The organism is Kitasatospora sp. NPDC001119, from assembly GCF_053598475.1.
In genome coordinates this window covers 228797-245245 of the sequence record NZ_JBSFKI010000009.1, presented here as the reverse complement: position 1 = coordinate 245245, position 16449 = coordinate 228797, and the positions used below count along the sequence as shown (strand labels likewise).

Annotated in this window: 15 protein-coding genes; 7 read left to right on the top strand and 8 right to left on the bottom strand. The window is 74.2% G+C overall.

What is annotated here, in order from left to right:
• Window positions 1-19: 19 nt before the first annotated feature.
• The gene (locus ACWDD9_RS14280) at window positions 20-808 is read left to right on the top strand and encodes a CPBP family intramembrane glutamic endopeptidase (protein ID WP_449811749.1); all 789 of its coding nucleotides are present in this window, start codon (window positions 20-22) and stop codon (window positions 806-808) included.
• Here ACWDD9_RS14280 and ACWDD9_RS14275 read toward each other — a convergent pair.
• The 6 genes from ACWDD9_RS14275 to ACWDD9_RS14250 all read right to left on the bottom strand — a co-directional run bounded on the left by ACWDD9_RS14275 (window position 786) and on the right by ACWDD9_RS14250 (window position 6552).
• The gene (locus ACWDD9_RS14275; protein ID WP_375875370.1) at window positions 786-1313 is read right to left on the bottom strand and encodes an HAD domain-containing protein; all 528 of its coding nucleotides are present in this window, start codon (window positions 1311-1313) and stop codon (window positions 786-788) included. The two genes, ACWDD9_RS14280 and ACWDD9_RS14275, sit on opposite strands and share 23 nt — an antisense overlap.
• Window positions 1314-1413: 100 nt before the next feature.
• On the bottom strand, window positions 1414-2676 hold the full coding sequence (locus ACWDD9_RS14270) for an MFS transporter (RefSeq protein WP_234348529.1): 1263 nt from the start codon (window positions 2674-2676) through the stop codon (window positions 1414-1416).
• 163 nt (window positions 2677-2839) lie between these two features.
• On the bottom strand, window positions 2840-3541 hold the full coding sequence (locus ACWDD9_RS14265; RefSeq protein ID WP_449811748.1) for a dienelactone hydrolase family protein: 702 nt from the start codon (window positions 3539-3541) through the stop codon (window positions 2840-2842).
• Between the two features lie 57 nt (window positions 3542-3598).
• Window positions 3599-5011 (bottom strand): sugar porter family MFS transporter, encoded by a 1413-nt coding sequence (locus ACWDD9_RS14260; protein ID WP_074004470.1) that lies wholly within the window; start codon window positions 5009-5011, stop codon window positions 3599-3601.
• Between the two features lie 117 nt (window positions 5012-5128).
• Complete coding sequence (locus ACWDD9_RS14255) at window positions 5129-5866, bottom strand: FMN-binding negative transcriptional regulator (RefSeq protein ID WP_449811747.1); 738 nt, start codon at window positions 5864-5866, stop codon at window positions 5129-5131.
• A 14-nt stretch (window positions 5867-5880) separates the two neighbouring features.
• The gene (locus tag ACWDD9_RS14250; RefSeq protein ID WP_449811746.1) at window positions 5881-6552 is read right to left on the bottom strand and encodes a pyridoxamine 5'-phosphate oxidase family protein; all 672 of its coding nucleotides are present in this window, start codon (window positions 6550-6552) and stop codon (window positions 5881-5883) included.
• 34 nt (window positions 6553-6586) lie between these two features.
• Here ACWDD9_RS14250 and ACWDD9_RS14245 point away from each other — a divergent pair, with 34 nt between their 5' ends.
• Together ACWDD9_RS14245 and ACWDD9_RS14240 are read left to right on the top strand one after the other, a co-directional pair.
• The gene (locus ACWDD9_RS14245) at window positions 6587-7924 is read left to right on the top strand and encodes an aminotransferase class I/II-fold pyridoxal phosphate-dependent enzyme (protein WP_449811745.1); all 1338 of its coding nucleotides are present in this window, start codon (window positions 6587-6589) and stop codon (window positions 7922-7924) included.
• Between the two features lie 254 nt (window positions 7925-8178).
• Window positions 8179-9417, top strand: a complete 1239-nt coding sequence (locus ACWDD9_RS14240) for a GDSL-type esterase/lipase family protein (protein ID WP_449811744.1) — start codon at window positions 8179-8181, stop codon at window positions 9415-9417.
• A 63-nt stretch (window positions 9418-9480) separates the two neighbouring features.
• Here the strand turns inward: ACWDD9_RS14240 and ACWDD9_RS14235 are convergent, their stop codons facing one another.
• Window positions 9481-10839, bottom strand: coding sequence for an NAD(P)/FAD-dependent oxidoreductase (locus ACWDD9_RS14235; RefSeq protein ID WP_049652402.1), 1359 nt, complete (start codon window positions 10837-10839; stop codon window positions 9481-9483).
• A 182-nt stretch (window positions 10840-11021) separates the two neighbouring features.
• Here ACWDD9_RS14235 and ACWDD9_RS14230 point away from each other — a divergent pair, with 182 nt between their 5' ends.
• The 3 genes from ACWDD9_RS14230 to ACWDD9_RS14220 all read left to right on the top strand — a co-directional run bounded on the left by ACWDD9_RS14230 (window position 11022) and on the right by ACWDD9_RS14220 (window position 12730).
• On the top strand, window positions 11022-11777 hold the full coding sequence (locus ACWDD9_RS14230) for a HipA family kinase (RefSeq protein WP_049652400.1): 756 nt from the start codon (window positions 11022-11024) through the stop codon (window positions 11775-11777).
• Entirely contained in the window at window positions 11774-12190 is a 417-nt protein-coding gene (locus ACWDD9_RS14225) for a DUF3037 domain-containing protein (RefSeq protein ID WP_049652398.1), read from the top strand. Before ACWDD9_RS14230 ends, ACWDD9_RS14225 begins: the two co-directional genes overlap by 4 nt.
• A gap of 84 nt (window positions 12191-12274) precedes the next feature.
• Window positions 12275-12730: a MarR family winged helix-turn-helix transcriptional regulator gene (locus ACWDD9_RS14220; protein WP_049652396.1), complete on the top strand. Its 456-nt coding sequence runs from the start codon at window positions 12275-12277 to the stop codon at window positions 12728-12730.
• Window positions 12731-12770: 40 nt separating this feature from the next.
• Here the strand turns inward: ACWDD9_RS14220 and ACWDD9_RS14215 are convergent, their stop codons facing one another.
• The gene (locus ACWDD9_RS14215) at window positions 12771-14897 is read right to left on the bottom strand and encodes a HelD family protein (protein WP_449811743.1); all 2127 of its coding nucleotides are present in this window, start codon (window positions 14895-14897) and stop codon (window positions 12771-12773) included.
• 119 nt (window positions 14898-15016) lie between these two features.
• Here ACWDD9_RS14215 and purB point away from each other — a divergent pair, with 119 nt between their 5' ends.
• Window positions 15017-16447, top strand: a complete 1431-nt coding sequence (gene purB / locus ACWDD9_RS14210) for an adenylosuccinate lyase (RefSeq protein WP_049652391.1) — start codon at window positions 15017-15019, stop codon at window positions 16445-16447.
• Window positions 16448-16449: the final 2 nt, after the last annotated feature.

Below are 16449 nucleotides of genomic sequence, written 5' to 3'. Positions count from 1 at the left end.
CCCGTCCGCTGGAGCCCCCGTGACCACCGTCCCGACCGCGCCGGAGACCGCGAATCCCACCCGTCGGCTGTTCGGCGCGGAGCTGCTGATCGTCCTCGGCCTCTCGCTCGGGGCCAGCGGGATCAGCGCGCTGATCAGCTTCACCGGCTCGCTCACCGAACCGCTCAAGCTCGGCCAGCAGGTCGCCACGCTGAACGGCTCGCGGGCGCCCGGGCGGCCCTGGCTGGACCTGGTGTGGCAGCTGTACTACATCGGGCGCGGGCTGATGCCGGTGGTGCTGGTCGGGTACCTGCTGGTGCGCGAGGGCGTCGCGCTGCGGGTACTGGGCTTCGACCTCGGGCAGAAGCTGCGCGACCTGGGCCGGGGCGCCGCCGTCGCGGCCGCGATCGGCGGGTCGGGGCTGGCGCTCTACCTGGCCTCGCAGGCGGCCGGGTACAACCTGACGGTGGCGCCGTCCGGGCTGCCGGACGTGTGGTGGCGGGTGCCGGTGCTGCTGCTGTCGGCCTGGCAGAACGCGATCCTGGAGGAGGTCGTCGTCCTCGGCTACCTGCTGCGCCGGGTGGGGCAGGTCGGGTGGTCCTGGCCGGCGGCGGTGGCGGCGAGTTCGGTGCTGCGCGGCTCCTACCACCTCTACCAGGGGGTCGGCGGGCTGGTCGGCAACATGGTGATGGGCGCGGTGTTCTGCCTGCTGTACCGGCGCTGGGGGCGGGTGATGCCGCTGGTGGTGGCGCACGCGCTGATCGACACGGTGGCCTTTGTCGGGTACGCGCTGCTGGCCGGGCACGTCAGCTGGCTGCCGACCCCTTGAGCGACCGCGCCCGGCCGCGCGGCGGACGGGCGAGCAGCCGGTCGACGTGTCGGCGCTCCAGGCCCTCGCCGGGGTCGACGGGCAGCAGCAGGCGGTCCCGGCGCAACCGGGAGCGGCGGACCAGCCGCGGCGGGATGACGTCGTCCACCCAGGCGAACGGCCGGCCGGCGGCGTAGCGCAGCAGCGGGGCCCACTTGGCGGCGGAGAACAGCTCCATCAGCGGGACGCGCGGGTCGCCGGGCTGCGGGACGTAGCCGGTGAAGGTGACCACCGGGAGCGGGTCCAGGCCGATCGCCGGGGCGATGTGGGTGTTCGCGTTCTCCTCCCACGTCGTCGCCCAGACCAGGTCGTACGTTCCGGCGAGTTCGCGCAGCCAGGTGCCGTGCCGGGCGGACAGCAGGACGGTGTAGCCGAACAGGGTGTGGGTGTCGAACCCGGCGTCCGGGTGGGGGCGGACCGGGTTGAGGACGCCGTCGACGTCCAGGAACAGCAGTGGCTTCGGCACCGGTGGCCCCTCGGAGACGGTGGTGTTTCCTGACACTTCGGACGTCACCCGCGCACCGGCGGTTGCCCACGGGCGGGCGCACGCGGGGCGCACAGGGGGCTCATGGAGCGGGCGCGGGCTCGCTGACGGGCACCGGTGCGTCCGTCGTGCCCCGACGGCTCAGCCGGCGCACCTGCGGGTCCAGCAGGACGACCGCGCTGAGCACCAGACAGGCGGCGGCGCACGCCCAGAGCGCGCCCGACAGGCCGAGCGCCACGGCGGCGGGGCCGGCCAGCGCGGTGCCGACCGGGGCCAGCGAGTAGGAGCCGAGCTCGTCGTACGCGGTGACCCGGGAGAACATCTCCTCGGGTATCTCCTGCTGGAGCGCGACCATCCAGTTGACGCCGAAGACGGTGACGCCGACGCCGGACAGGAACATCGCGACGACCAGCAGCGGCAGCGGCACCTCGGCGGCGAGGGCCAGGGCGGGCACGCCGAACAGGAAGACCCCCCAGTTGCCGACCAGCAGGATCCGGCGCGGCCGCCAGCGCGTCATCAGCACGCCGGTGGCCACCAGGCCGACGCCGTAGGCGGCCATCGCCAGGCCCCAGGCGCCCGCCCCGCCGAGCCGCTCCTTGGCGGCGGTCGGCCCGTACACCGACTCCACCGCGTTGATGCAGGCGACCAGCACCGAGAACTGGAGCACGATCACCCAGAGCCAGCGGCGGGAGGCGAACTCCCGCCAGCCCTCGCGCAGGTCGCGCAGCATGCTGCTGCCGGAGGACGCGGGGGCCTTCTCCGGCTCCAGGAAGAAGCGGAGGGCGGCGGCGACCAGGAAGCACAGGGCGTCCAGGGCGAGCACCCAGCCCGGGCCGACGAGGGCGGTGAGCGCCCCGCCGAGGGCGGCGCCGCCGATCTGGGAGGCGTTGAGGCCCATCCGGAAGACCGCGAAGGCGCGGGCGGCGTGTTCCTGGGGGACGGCCTGCATGATCATGCCGCCGGAGGCGGGGGAGTAGAGGGCGTAGCCGGCCCCGCCGGCCGCGGAGAGCGCCAGCATCTGCCAGAGCCGGACGTCACCGGTCAGCACCAGGGCGGCCAGGACGGCCTGGGAGACTCCGCTGAACACGTTGGCGGCGACCATGATCAGGTGGCGCGGCAGGCGGTCGGCGAGGGTGCCGCCGACCACCATCAGCAGGACGGTGGGCACCAGCCGGGCGGCGGTGACGTAGCCGACCTCTGTCGTGGTGCCGCCGGTGCCGAGCACGGCGAAGGCGGTGGCGATGGGGGCGCCGGCGTTGCCGAGGCCGCTGACCACGGTGGCGGCGGTCTGGATGCGGAAGTTGCGGCTCGCCCAGGCGAAGCGGCGTGAGGGTGGGGTCGGCACCCGGAGACTATGCCGTGGGGGCGTACGGGTGTCCATCCGGTTGTCGTACCGGGGCGTCGGGAGGGTGGGGTTTCAGCCGAGCTTGCCCCGTCGGCCGAGTCCGCCCCGTCGGCCGAGATGGCCCCGAACGTCGAGGGCTGCCCCGTCGGCCGTTCCGGCCCCGTCAGCCGAGGTGGCCCCAGAGGAAGGTGACGGTGCGGCGCCAGGCGATCCGGGCCTGGAGCGGGTCGTAGGTGCCGATCAGGTTCTCGTCGTTCATGAAGGCGTGCCCGGCCGGGTAGAAGTGGATCTCCGGGCGGACGTCGGTGGCCTCGCCGATCCGGATCGCCGCCTCGTCCACGGCGGCCATCGGGATCGAGCCGTCCAGCTCGCCGAAGTGGCCGAGCACGTGGGCGGTCAGGCCGCGGTAGTCGAAGTCCGGGTCGGGCGGCAGGCCGTAGAACGGGACCACGGCGGCCACCCTGTCGCCGGCCCGGGCGGCCAGCAGCAGGGCGAAGCCGCCGCCCATGCAGAAGCCGACCACGCCGACCGCGTCGCCGACCACGCCGTCCAGCGCGAGCAGGTGGTCGACCGCCCCGGCCAGGTCCTCCACCGCCCGGTCGACCGGCAGCTCGCGCCGGAAGCGGGCCGCCTCGGCGCCGTCGTGGGTGGTGGCGCCGCCGAACAGGTCGGGGGCGAGGACGGTGAAGCCCTCGGCGGCGAAGCGGTCGGCCATGTCGGCGATGTGCGAGGTCAGGCCCCACCACTCCTGCACCACCACCAGGCCCGGTCCGACGCCCTGCGGCGGGCGGGCCAGGTAGCCGTGCGCGGTACGGCCGTTGCTCGGGAAGGTGACGTTCTGCCGGGAGCCGCCCTGGTCAGGCATGGCTTCCTCTCGGTGGGTCGGGCCGCGAGCGGCGGGAGTTCGGCGGGGCGGTCCGGGTCAGCCCATCTCCTCCAGGGCGCGTCCCTTGGTCTCCTTGATGCAGAAGGCCACGAACGGGATGGAGAGCAGCGCGAAGGCCGCGTAGATGACGTACGTCGCGGAGAGGTTCCAGTCGGCGAGGTCCGGGAAGCTGACGGTGATCGCCCAGTTGGCGATCCACTGCGCCGAGGCGGCGACGGACAGCGCCAGCGCGCGGATCCGGTTGGGGAACATCTCGCCGAGCAGGACCCAGACCACCACGCCCCAGGAGAAGGCGAAGCAGAGCACGAAGACGTGCGCGGCGACCAGGGCGACGGTGGCGTGGGTGTTGTCCAGGGTGGCGGTGTCGCCGGTGCCCTCCCGGTAGGAGAACGCCCAGGCGGCGGTGCCCAGTGCGGCCGCCATGCCGATCGAGCCGGCCAGGGCGAGCGGCTTGCGGCCGATCCGGTCCACCAGGGCCATCGCGATCACCGTGCCGATCACGTTGATGATCGAGGTGGAGAGGCTGATCAGCAGCGAGTTGGACTCGTTGATGCCGACCGACTGCCACAGCAGGGACGAGTAGTAGAAGATCACGTTGATGCCGACGAACTGCTGGAACACCGAGGCGCCGATGCCGACCCAGACGATCGGCAGCAGGCCGAAGCGGCCGCCCATCAGGTCCTTCATCCGGGGCTTGTGGCTGGACTCCAGCACCGAGCGGATCTCCGCGACCCGGGCGTCCAGGTCCACGCCCTCGCCCTCGACCTCGACCAGCACCTTGCGGGCCTGCTCCTCGCGGTGGTCGGCGATCAGGAAGCGCGGCGACTCCGGGATGGCGAGCGCCATCAGCCCGTACACCAGGGCCGGGATGGCCTCGACGCCGAGCATCCACTGCCAGGCCTGGATGCCGCCGAGGTGGTTGGTGGACTCGCCGCCGGCGGCCTGGTTGAGGGCCCAGTTGGCGAGCTGGGAGACGGTGATGCCGAGCACGATCGCCATCTGCTGGAAGGAGGCGAGCCGGCCGCGGTACGCGGTCGGGGCGACCTCGGCGATGTAGGTCGGGGCGATCACCGAGGCGATGCCGATCGCGATGCCGCCGACCACGCGCCAGGTGGCGAGGGTCTCGATGTTCGGCGGGAACATCGAGCCGATGCCGCTGGCCGCGAACAGGGCGGCGGCCAGCAGCATCGTGCGGACCCGGCCGAGGCGGTCGGCGAGCCGGCCTGCGATCACCGCGCCCACCGCCGAGCCGAGCAGCGCGATCGCCACCACGAAGGCGGTGGTGCCGTGGCCGACCCCGAAGTGCTTCTGGATGCCCGTCACGGCGCCGTTGATCACCGCGCTGTCGTAGCCGAACAGGAAGCCGCCCATGGCGGCGGCCGCCGAGATGAACACCACGTGGCCGAGGTGGGCCTCGCCGGCCGCCCGTTGGCTGTTGACTGAGGACACGCGCGCTCCCGGGGGTGGACGGGCCCGCTCTGACGCCGAGTGGGCAGGGCTCGTCTCACATTCGAGCAGCGCGGCGGCCGACTTGCCCGAGGGGGCGGCCGACCGGGTGATCCGGGGTCAGTCGGCGGCGCGCGGCCGCTCGGTGCGCCGGTCGACGGTGCGCGGGAGGTCGGCGCGCGGGGCGTCGCCCACGGGGCCGGCGGCGCCCCGCGGCCCGTCGGTGCGCCGCCGGTGACGGCGGAGCAGCTGGGCCCGGGCGGCGGCGTACTGGTCGCGGCCGCGCCCCCGGCCGTCGGCGCGTTCGGCGAGCCGGTCGGCGATCGCGTACTGCGCCTCGGCGGGCTTCTTGTCGTCGTACTTGAACTTGGCCCGCACCTCGTCGACGGTCAGCCGGAGCCCGCGCAGGCCGGGCAGCTGCCGGGCCAGCTCGCCCTCGCCGGGCACCACCCGGACCTCCGGGGTCTCGGGCTGGAAGTGCGCCAGCTGGCGGTTGAGGATCTCGGCCTTGCCGGCCGCGGACTCCACCACCTCGGCGGTGCAGTGGAAGTGGACCGAGGCGTAGTAGCTGGTGGGCGTGCCCGGTGCGCCGCGCCAGTGGCCCGGGGCGAAGGCGTAGCCGTCGGTGACCGCGAGGGTGACCTTCGGGTCGGCCCGGACGGCGGCCAGCAGCGGGTTGGGCGCGGCGAGGTGGAGCAGGATCTCGCCGCGGTCGGCGTCCAGCAGGAAGTGCGTCGGGACCAGCACCGGCCCCTCGCCGGGGCCGCCGTTGGCGGCGAGCAGGCCGAAGTCGCGGCCCTCGGCCAGCCAGGCGCGCCACTCGGCCTCGTCGCCGCGGTCCCAGGATCTGATCAGCACGGGTGGGCCTCCCGTCAGCGGGGGTAGCCGCGCAGGTGCGCGGGGAGCGGGACGGCGGTGCCGGGGTGCGGCTCGGGGGTGCCGTGCACGGTGGTGACCGGGATCAGCCCGGACCAGTACGGCAGGCCGGTGTCCTCCGGGTCGTCGGCGGCGCCGTCCTCCCGGGTCTTGGCCGAGACCTCGTCCAGCTCCAGCCGGACGACGGCGGTGGCGGCGAGCTCCTTGGCGTTGGCCGGACGGACCTCGGCGGAGCGCCCCGGTATCGCGTGGTCGACCAGGGCGGCGAGCGCGACGTCCAGCTCCTCGGGGTCGGTGACCTGGTGCGCGGTGCCGTGGGCGACCACCGAGCGGAAGTTCACCGAGTGGTTGAACGCGGACTTGGTCAGCACCAGCGCGTCGACCTGGGTGACGGTGACGCACACCGGCATGCCCTGCTCGCCGGAGGCGTTGCGCATCGGGCGGCTTCCGGTGGAGCCGTGGACGTAGAGCCGGCTGCCGACCCGGGCGAAGATCGTCGGCAGGACCACGGGGGCGCCGTCGACGACGAAGCCGAGGTGGCAGATGTAGGCGCTGTCGAGGATGGCGTGGATCGCCTCCTGCTCCCAGGTGGCCCGGTCCCGGTAGCGGGTGGGGGTGGTCCTGGGGGTGCGGGAGTAGCTGGGCGACTCTTCCGGGTTGGCCGACATGACATCCTCTATGTACTAGTGCATACTTAGCTTTGTGCTAGGAGACTATCCGCTGAAAGGGCGACGCGCCAGCGAAATCGCGGCCCACGTCGAGCAGGGCGTGAGCAGCGGGCAGCTCGCCCCGGGAACCGCGCTGCCCCCGCTGCGCGACCTCGCCGCCGAACTGGGCGTCAACCCCAACACCGTCGCCGCCGCCTACCGGCTGCTGCGCGACCGCGGCGTGATCGAGACCGCCGGCCGCAAGGGCAGCCGCATCCTGCCCAGGCCCGCGCTCACCCCGCGCGACCAGATCCGCATCCCCGTCCCGCCGCACGCCCGCGACCTGTCCACCGGCAACCCCGACCCGGCCCTGCTGCCCGACCTCGCCCAGGCCCTCGCGGCCGCCGCCGAGGCCGCGCGCACCGACCCCGTGCTGTACGGGCACGCCGGCGTCGACCCGCGGCTGCTCGCGCTCGCCCGCGCCTCCTTCGAGGCCGACGGCCTGCCCGGCGGCCCGATCGCCGTCGCCTCCGGCTCGCTGGACACCGTCGAACGGATCCTCGGCGCCCGGCTGCGCCCCGGCGACGCGGTGGCCGTCGAGGACCCGGGCTGGGGCAGCCTGCTCGACCTGCTGCCCGCGCTGGGGCTGAAGCAGGTGCCCGTCCGGCTGGACGACGAGGGCCCGCTGCCGGGGTCGCTGGCCGCCGCGCTGGCCGAGGGCGTCCGGGCTGTGGTGGTCACCAGCCGGGCGCAGAACCCGACCGGTGCGGCGCTCACCGCGCGGCGGGCCGAGGCGCTCAAGGCCGTCCTGGCCGAGCACCCCGGGGTGCTGCTGATCGAGGACGACCACGGGCACGGCATGGTCGACCAGCCGTACCACCCGCTGGTCGGGGCGGGCACCCGGCACTGGGCGGTGGTGCGCTCGGCGGCCAAGGCGTACGGGCCGGACCTGCGGGTCTCGGTGGCGGTCGGGGACGAGGAGACGATCGGACGGGTGACCGGCCGGCTGCGGCTGGGCGCCGGCTGGGTCAGCCACCTGCTGCAGCGCACCGTCGCGGAGCTGTGGAGCGGCGACGCCGCGCCGGCCGACCGGGTGGCCGCCGCGTACCGGGCCCGGCGGGACGCGCTGCTGGACGAGCTGGCGGCGCACGGGATCGCGGCGCACGGGCGGAGCGGACTGAACGTCTGGGTGCCGGTGCCGGACGAGACCTCGGTGCTGGCGGCGCTGGTGCAGCGCGGCTGGGTCGCGGCGCCCGGCGCGCGGTACCGGATCCAGTCGCCGCCCGGGCTGCGGTTCACCACGGCGCGGCTGGAGGCGGCCCAGGCGCGGGAGCTGGCGGAGGACCTGGCGGCGGTGCTGGGGGCGGGCGGGGGCGGATCGCGGCTGGTGTGAGTCGTGGTCGGGCCCTGGGGTGCGGGGCGGGTGGGGCAGGTGTGGCGGGTGTGAACCGCGGGCGGCGTCCGGGCGTCGCCCGCCCGGTTGGTCTGAACCCGGCGGTAACAAAAGCGGAAACCTCCCGCAGACGCCTAGCGGTGGTGGGCGCGCGCATGTCATCTTCATCGCGCCACCGGCCGGCGGCCCACCCTCACCCAGGCGTCCTCCCGTTCCCTGTTTCCCCGGGAGGACCGAGCCGCAGGAGTTCCGCAGTGCCCGAGAACTGTTCGAGCAGCGCCCGCAGCACCCGCAGTGTCCGCAGCACCGGCAGCGCCCCTCGCCCCGGCCGACGGCTGCTCGCCGCGGCCCTGGCCCTCCCGATCGCCGTCGCGGGCCTGGCCGTCGCCTCGCCGGCCTCCGCCGCTCCGTCCGCTCCGTCCGTACCGGCCGTCCTGCCGTCCGGGCCCACCGCCAGCGTCACCCTCGGCGACAGCTACATCTCCGGGGAGGCCGGCCGCTGGAAGGGCAACGCGGCCGGCACCGGTGGCGGCCGCAACGGCACCGACCGGGCCTGGACCGGCAGTTCGTACGACCCCTCGCGGGTCTACGGCGCCACCGCCGCGAGCGGGTGCGACCGCTCGGACGTCGCCGAGGTGCTCAGCGCCTCGACCGGGGCCCAGAACGAGATCGACCTGGCCTGCTCAGGCGCCGTCAGCGCCAACGTCTTCCGTGCCGCCAACGGCGGGCAGTCGCTCAAGGGCGAGGCCCCGCAGGCCGACCAACTCGCCACCGTGGCACGGCAGAACAACGTCAAGCTGATCACCCTGTCGATCGGCGGCAACGACCTGGGCTTCTCGGACGTCATCTCCACCTGCGTGCAGGACTACCTGATCTGGTACTCCTACTGCCACGACTCCGCGCAGTCCGGGATCGACGCCAAGATGCCCGCCGCGATGGCCGGGGTCGGCAAGGCGATCGACGAGATCCGCGCGGTGATGGCCGGCGCCGGCTACGCGCAGTCGGACTACCGCCTGGTGCTGCAGTCCTACCCGTCGCCGATCCCGCGCGGCGCCGAGATGCGGTACCCGGAGAGCGGCTGGACCCGCTCCAACACCGGCGGCTGCCCGTTCTGGGACGGCGACGCCGACTGGGCCCGCGACTCGATGGTGCCGCAGATCTCCCAGGCGCTGGCGGGCGTCGCCGCCGCCAAGGGCGCGCAGTTCCTGGACCTGTCGGACATGCTGCAGGGCCGCGAGGTCTGCTCGACGGCCACCCGGCAGCCGACCGCGAGCTCCGGCCCGTCCGCGACCACCAGCGAGTGGGCGCGCTTCCTGGACGGCGGCCTCAACTCCACGCAGGGCGTGCTGCAGGAGTCGATGCACCCCAACTACTACGGCCAGCAGGCGGTCGGGCGCTGCCTGACGCTGCTGTGGGCGCGCCCGAGCGGTGACTACGCGTGCCGCAACACGGCCGGGCAGGACGCGAGCGGGATGTACCTGACCGCACGGTGAGCACACGGTTCGACGCCCCCGCGGCCTCGGCCGTGGGGGCGCCGTTCCGCCGTTCCGCGGTGCTCAGCCCTTGGCGAGCAGGGACTGGGCGTGCGCGATGACCTGATCCTTCGTCAGGTACGCGTCGGTGTACTCGAAGTCCTGCAGCCGGGCGGGCTGGCGGGCGAGGAAGCCGGTCCGGACGAAGTCGTCGCCGGCGGTCGCGTTGAGCAGCCAGTTGGCGCCCACCCGGAACTTGGCCGCGTTGGTGCGCATCGCCATCAGGTGGTAGCCGCGCGCCACCAGCTGGGCGGGCACCCCGCGCAGCTCGATGCCGAGCGGCTTGGAGACCGCGTCCTTGCCGCCGAGGTCGACCACCAGGCCCAAGTCCTTGTGGTAGTACGGCTCCAGGGGCTGATTGCGGAGCGAGGCGATCACGTTGTTCGCGACCGCGCGGCCCTGGCGGGCGGAGTGCTGGGCGGTCGGCGGGCAGACCGCGCCGTCGCCCTTGGCGAGGTCGGGGACGGCGGCGGCGTCGCCGAGCGCGAACACGCCCTCGAACTGCGGCACCCGCATCTCCGCCGTCACGGCGAGCCGGCCGCGGACCGTCTCGGCGTCCAGGGTGCCGATCAGCGGGCTCGCGGCCACCCCGGCCGTCCAGATCAGGGTGCGGCAGGGGAGCACCCGGCCGTCGGTGAACTTGACCGTCTCGGCGCCGACTTCGGCCACCGAGACGCCCAGCGACACCTCGATGCCGCGGTCGCGCAGCACCTCCAGGGCGGCCTCGCCGAGCGGGTCGCCGAGCTCCGGCATCAGCTTCGGGGCGATGTCGATCAGGTGCCACTTGATCTGCCGGGCGTCCAGACGCGGGTAGCGGTGGGCGGCGGCGGTGGTCAGGCGCTGGAGGCAGGCGGCCGTCTCGGTGCCCGCGTAGCCGCCGCCGACCACCACGAACTGGAGCCGGGACTCGCGCTCCTTCTGGTCCAAGGTGGCCGAGGCGAGGTCGAGTTGGGCGATCACGTGGTCGCGGACGTAGGCCGCCTCGGCGAGCGTCTTCATGCCGCGGGCGTAGTCGGTGAGGCCGGGGATGTCGAAGGTGCGGGTGACGCTGCCGGGGGCGAGCACCAGGACGTCGTACTTCTGCGCCACCACCTCGTCGGTGATCTTGCGGACGACGCACACCTTGGAGGCCGGGTCCACACCGATGGCGCCGCCGGGGACGATGTGGGTGCGGCGCAGCGTGCGGCGCAGCGAGACGGCCACGGACTGCGGGGTGAGGACGCCGGCCGCGACATGGGGGAGGAGGGGGAGGTAGAGCTGGTAGCTGAACGGCGTGACCAGCGAGATCTCGGCCTCCGACGGTGACAGCTTGTGTTCGAGGCGGCGGGCGCACTCCAGGCCGGCGAAGCCACCGCCCACGATCAGGATCCGAGGTCGTTCCATCGCTCATCCCTTTGCCGTGAAGGTCCCCATTACTGTCCGCCACACTCGCACGGAGCAGCGGGGGCTGCCACCGGGGCGGGGCCGTGGGGGTGGGGTGGAGGAGGGCGGGGAGAAGAGGGAGAACGGGGTGGCGGCGGGAGGGGGAGAGAGGAAAGGGCGGCGACACCGATAGGCTGTCGGCCGTGCTACCCGAGGTGACGGCGATCCGGTACGTGACGCCACTGCGAGAAGGCGGCTCGATGCCGGGCCTGGTCGAGGCCGACGATCGGCGGCTGTACGCGCTGAAATGGGTCGGTGCGGCGCAGGGCCGCAAGGCGTTGGTCGCGGAGGTGCTGGCCGGGGAGCTCGGCCGGCGGCTCGGGCTGCCGGTGCCGGAGCTGGTGACGGTCGACCTGGACCCGGTGCTCGCGCGCAGCGAGCCGGACCACCAGATCCAGGACCAGATGAGGGCCAGCGGCGGGACCAACCTCGGGATGGCCTTCGTCAGCGGCGCGCTCAACTTCGACCCGCTCTGCTTCGAGGTGGATCCGGAGCTCGCCGGGCAGGTGCTCTGGTTCGACGCGCTGATCGGCAACGTCGACCGCTCCTGGCGCAACCCCAACCTGCTGGTGGCGACCGGCGGGCTGCGGCTGATCGACCACGGCGCGAGCCTGATCTTCCACCACAACTGGCCGGGTGCCGCCGCCTGGATCCGCCGTCCGTACGACGCTTCCGACCACGCGCTGCTGGGGGCCCGGCCGGACCTGGCGGCGGCGGACAAGGCGCTCGCGCCGCTCGCCGAGGCGGCGATCGAGGGCGCGGTGGCGCAGATCCCCGAGGTCTGGCTGGTGGACGAGTTCGGCTTCGACTCGCCCGACGAGGTGCGCGCCGCGTACCGGACCCAGCTGACCGAGCGACTGGCCGGTCCGCGCGACTGGCTGCCGGAGGTGCCCGCATGACCGAGTTCACTCTGTCCGTGCTGCCGGCCACCGTGGAGCTGCACGACTACGAGTACGCCGTGATCCGCGCGGTGCCGAGGGTCGAGCGCGGCGAGTGCGTCAACGTCGGGGTGCTGCTGTACTGCCGACAGGAATCGCACCTGGCCGCCCGGACCCACCTGGACCAGGCCCGGCTGCTGGCGCTGGACCCGGTGGCGGACGTGCAGGGCGTGCGGCGGGCGCTGCAGGGGATCGAGGCGGTCTGCCACGGCGGCCCGCAGGCCGGTCCGGCGGCGGGGGACAGCGCCGGGCAGCGGTTCCGCTGGCTGACCGCGCCGCGCAGCGCGATCGTCCAGCCGGGGCCGGTGCACACCGGGCTGACCGCGGACCCGGAGGCGGAGCTCCGGCGGCTGTTCGACCAGCTGGTGCTCTGACACCGGAGGGTTCCGGGGCGGCTCGCGGACGGTTGCCGTGGTCAAAGCTTGAGTTGCTGAAGCACCTGGTCGTACTCTGGCCCCATGGGTTCGACAGCGACGACGACCGTACCGACCAACGCCGAGTTGATGGAGGCGCTGGCCTCCGTCGGTGCCGCGTACTTCCAGGACTTCGCGGCCGCCGCCGCCCGGCACGGGCTCTCCTCCTCGCAGGCCAAGGCGCTGGGCGCGGTGCAGGAGCCGGTGCCGATGCGCGCGCTGGCCGGGAGGCTCGGCTGCGACGCCTCGAATGTCACCGGGATCGTGGACCGGCTGGAGTCGCTGGGCCTGGCCAACCGGGAGGCGGCGGCCGGTGACCGCCGGGTGAAGATCGTGGTGATCACGGCCGAGGGCCGGGAGATCCTGAACCGCATCCGCGGCGAGATGGCCCGGACCCACCAGGCCTTCGAGGCGATGACCGACGAGCAGCGGATCGCCCTGCACTCGATCTGCTCCCAGGTGCTGCCGGTGCTGGCCGGTCGTACGGGCGGCGCGCAGTAGGACCCCGCGCCGCCCGTACGCCACCAGTGCTTCGTCCCGGTCAGAGCAGCCCGGCGAGTTCCGGTGGCAGCGGCCGGTGGTGGAGCAGGGTGAGTGAGCGGGTGGTCCGGGTCAGGGCGACGTAGAGGTCGCGCGGGGCGAGCGCGGCCGGCTCGACCACCACGACCGCGTCGAATTCCAGCCCCTTGGCGTCCGCGACCGTGAGCGCGTCCAGCTCCGTAGCCAGGGCGTCCGGTGCGATCACGCCGAGGGTGCCCGGGCCGACGGGCAGCCGGGCGAGCGCGGCGGCGAAGCTGCCCGCCGGGACGCGGACCGCGCGGGGCCGCTCGGCGCCCGGGCGGATGGACTCGGGCGGCCGGTGGCCGGGTACGGCGGTGCGCAGCACAGCGGTGGCGAGGGCCATGACGGGCTCCGGCGTGCGGTAGTTGACGGTGAGCCGTTCCTCGCGCCAGCGGCCGGGCAGGTGCGGGTCGAGCGTCTCGGCCCAGCTGCGGGCGCCGGCGGGCGAGCCGGTCTGGGCGAGGTCGCCGACGATGGTGAGCGAGGTGGTCGGGACGCGCCGCAGGACGGCGCGCCAGGCCATCGCGGACAGCTCCTGCGCCTCGTCCACGACGACGTGGCCGTACGCCCAGGTGCGGTCGGCGGCGGCGCGTTCGGCGGTGGAGCGGTACGGGCCGTCGTCGCGGAAGCGCTCGGCCAGGGCGGCGGAGTCCAGCAGGGCGTCGTCGGTCTGCCCGGTGATGGTCAACACGCCCTGGGCGAAGGCCAGTTCGTCCGGGTCTTGACCGGTGGGGGCCGAGGGCCCCTCGGCGCCCAGGAGTTCGGCGGCCTCGTCGAGCAGCGGGACGTCCTCGGCCGTCCACTCGGAGCCGGGCGGGCGGAGCAGGGCGGTCGCGTGCTCGGGGGCCGCCCCGGCGAGCAACTCCCGGTCGGTGAGAAGGCGTTCGAGCAGCTGCTGCGGGGTGAGCCGGGGCCAGAGCGGGTCGAGCGCGGCGCGGACGTCCGGCCGCTCCCACAGCTCGCGCGGGGCGTAGTGCGCCTCCTCGTCGTCGTACGGTCGGCCGAGGGTGAGCGCCTGGCCGATCGCGAGGGCGTCGAGCAGGGTGCCCAGGTAGAAGGCGCGGGCCCGGTTGTGCGGCAGTCGCAGGCCGCGGGCGGCGTCCCTGGCCCCGGCGCAGGCCCGGGCGGAGACCCGCAGCCCCTCGCCGAGGTCCAGGCCCTCGACGGGGGCCGTCTGGTGGGCGGCCACGGCGGCGCGGAGCACCCCGGCCATCCAGGGGCCGCCCTTGGCGAAGGCGGCGGCGGGGTCGTCGGTGCCGGTGGCGGCGAGGCCGGGGAGGAGTTCGGCGACGGTGCGGAGCACCACCTCGGTCTCGCCGAGGGCGGGCAGCACCTCCTCGATGTACCGCAGGAAGCCGGGGTTGGGGCCGATCACCAGGACGCCCCGGCGCTCCAGCGCGGCGCGGTGGGTGAACAGCAGGTAGGCGGCGCGGTGCAGGGCGGCCAGCGTCTTCCCGGTGCCGGGGCCGCCCTGGACGACCAGGGCGCCGCGCAGCGGGGAGCGGATCACCCGGTCCTGCTCGGCCTGGATGGTGGCGACGGCGGTGCCCATCCGGCCGGTGCGCTCGCGGTCGAGGGCGGCGAGCAGGGCGGCCTCGCCGACCAGGGCGCGGCGGCCGGACTCGTCCAGCCCGGCGAGGTCGAGCGCCTCGTCGTCGAGGCCGGTGAGGGTGCGGCCCCGGGTGTGCAGGTGGCGGCGGCGCACCACCGGGCCGGGGTGGACGGGGGTCGCGGTGTAGAAGGGGCGGGCGGCCGGCGCGCGCCAGTCGAGCAGCAGCGGTTCGTACGTGTCGTCGGTCAGGCCGGTGCGGCCGATGTAGTGGACGGTGCCGTCGCGCTCGTCGAGCCGGCCGAAGCAGAGGCCGCGCTCGACCGCCTCCAGCCGGGCGGCGTGGCGGGCGGCTTCGCGGGCGCGCACCTCGCGCTCCAGCCGGGCCTGGTGGGTGCCGCCGGATCCGGCGCCGTCGTGGGCGCCGTCGGAGGTGCGGCGGGCCCGTTCGTGCTCGGTGTCCAGCCGGGCGTAGAGCCGGGTGAGGTGGGCCTGCTCGGTGCGCAGGGCCGCGGCGAGGGCGCTGGAGTCCCGCGCGGTCACTGGCGGTTCGCTCATCGGTGTGGTATTCTTGCGGTGAGAAGGCTGCGGGGCGTCATCTGAAAGGCGCTCAATTGACCCAGCCTACCCCACTCCGCCGACGTCCGGCGTGACCTCGGCTGTTACTCTTGCGAAGCGTGAGCGCGAAGCCCCAGATCCCCAATGTCCTGGCCTCCCGGTACGCCTCGGCGACCCTGGCCCAGCTGTGGTCCCCCGAGCACAAGGTGGTCCTCGAGCGCCACCTGTGGCTCGCCGTCCTGAAGGCCCAGCAGGACCTCGGCGTCGAGGTTCCGGCGACCGCCGTCGCCGACTACGAGCGGGTGATCGACCAGGTCGACCTCGGCTCGATCGCCGCCCGTGAGCGGGTCACCCGCCACGACGTGAAGGCCCGGATCGAGGAGTTCAGCGAGCTCGCCGGGCACGAGCAGATCCACAAGGGAATGACCTCCCGGGACCTGACCGAGAACGTCGAGCAGCTGCAGATCCGCCAGTCCCTGGAGCACGTGCGGGACCGCACGGTGGCCGTGCTGGTGCGCCTGGCCAAGCTGTCCGCCCAGCACGCCGAGCTGGTCATGGCCGGCCGCTCGCACAACGTGGCCGCGCAGGCCACCACCCTGGGCAAGCGGTTCGCGTCGATCACCGACGAGCTGCTGGTCGCCTTCCGCCGCCTGGAGGAGCTGATCGCCCGCTACCCGCTGCGCGGGATCAAGGGCCCGGTCGGCACCGCCCAGGACATGCTCGACCTCCTCGGTGGCGACACCGACAAGCTGGCCGAGCTGGAGCGCCGGGTCGCCGGGCACCTCGGCTTCGAGAACGTGCTGACCAGCGTCGGCCAGGTCTACCCGCGCTCGCTGGACTTCGAGGTGCTCACCGCCCTCGTCCAGCTGGCCGCCGCGCCGTCCAGCCTGGCCAAGACCATCCGCCTGATGGCCGGCCACGAGCTGGTCACGGAGGGCTTCAAGGAGGGCCAGGTCGGCTCCTCCGCGATGCCCCACAAGATGAACACCCGCTCCTGCGAGCGCGTCAACGGCCTGGCCGTCATCCTGCGCGGCTACGCCTCGATGACCGGCGAGCTGGCCGGCGACCAGTGGAACGAGGGCGACGTCTCCTGCTCGGTGGTGCGCCGGGTCGCGCTGCCGGACGCGTTCTTCGCCTTCGACGGCCTGCTGGAGACCTTCCTGACCGTCCTCGACGAGTTCGGCGCCTTCCCCGCCGTGATCGAGGCCGAGCTGGACCGCTACCTGCCGTTCCTCGCCACCACCAAGGTGCTGATGGGCGCGGTGCGCGCGGGCGTCGGCCGGGAGACCGGGCACGAGGTCATCAAGGAGCACGCCGTCGCCTCCGCGCTGGCGATGCGCGCGGGCGCCCGGGAGAACGAGCTGCTGGACCGGCTGGCCGCCGACGAGCGGATCCCGCTGGACCGGGCCGCGCTGGACGCGCTGCTCGCCGACCGGCTGTCCTTCACCGGCGCGGCCGGCGCCCAGGTCGCCGAGGTGGTCCGCCAGGTGGAGGCCGTCGCGGCCGCCTACCCGGAGGCCGCCAAGTACGCGCCCGGCGACATCCTCTGACG

Excerpts from the sequence above, each read along its gene's own strand:
- ACWDD9_RS14265 (WP_449811748.1), bottom strand. The coding sequence starts at position 3,541 with ATGCCTGACCAGGGCGGCTCCCGGCAGAACGTCACCTTCCCGAGCAAC.
- ACWDD9_RS14250 (WP_449811746.1), bottom strand. The coding sequence starts at position 6,552 with ATGTCGGCCAACCCGGAAGAGTCGCCCAGCTACTCCCGCACCCCCAGG.
- ACWDD9_RS14235 (WP_049652402.1), bottom strand. The coding sequence starts at position 10,839 with ATGGAACGACCTCGGATCCTGATCGTGGGCGGTGGCTTCGCCGGCCTG.
- ACWDD9_RS14225 (WP_049652398.1), top strand. The coding sequence starts at position 11,774 with ATGACCGAGTTCACTCTGTCCGTGCTGCCGGCCACCGTGGAGCTGCAC.
- ACWDD9_RS14220 (WP_049652396.1), top strand. The coding sequence starts at position 12,275 with ATGGGTTCGACAGCGACGACGACCGTACCGACCAACGCCGAGTTGATG.
- ACWDD9_RS14215 (WP_449811743.1), bottom strand. The coding sequence starts at position 14,897 with ATGAGCGAACCGCCAGTGACCGCGCGGGACTCCAGCGCCCTCGCCGCG.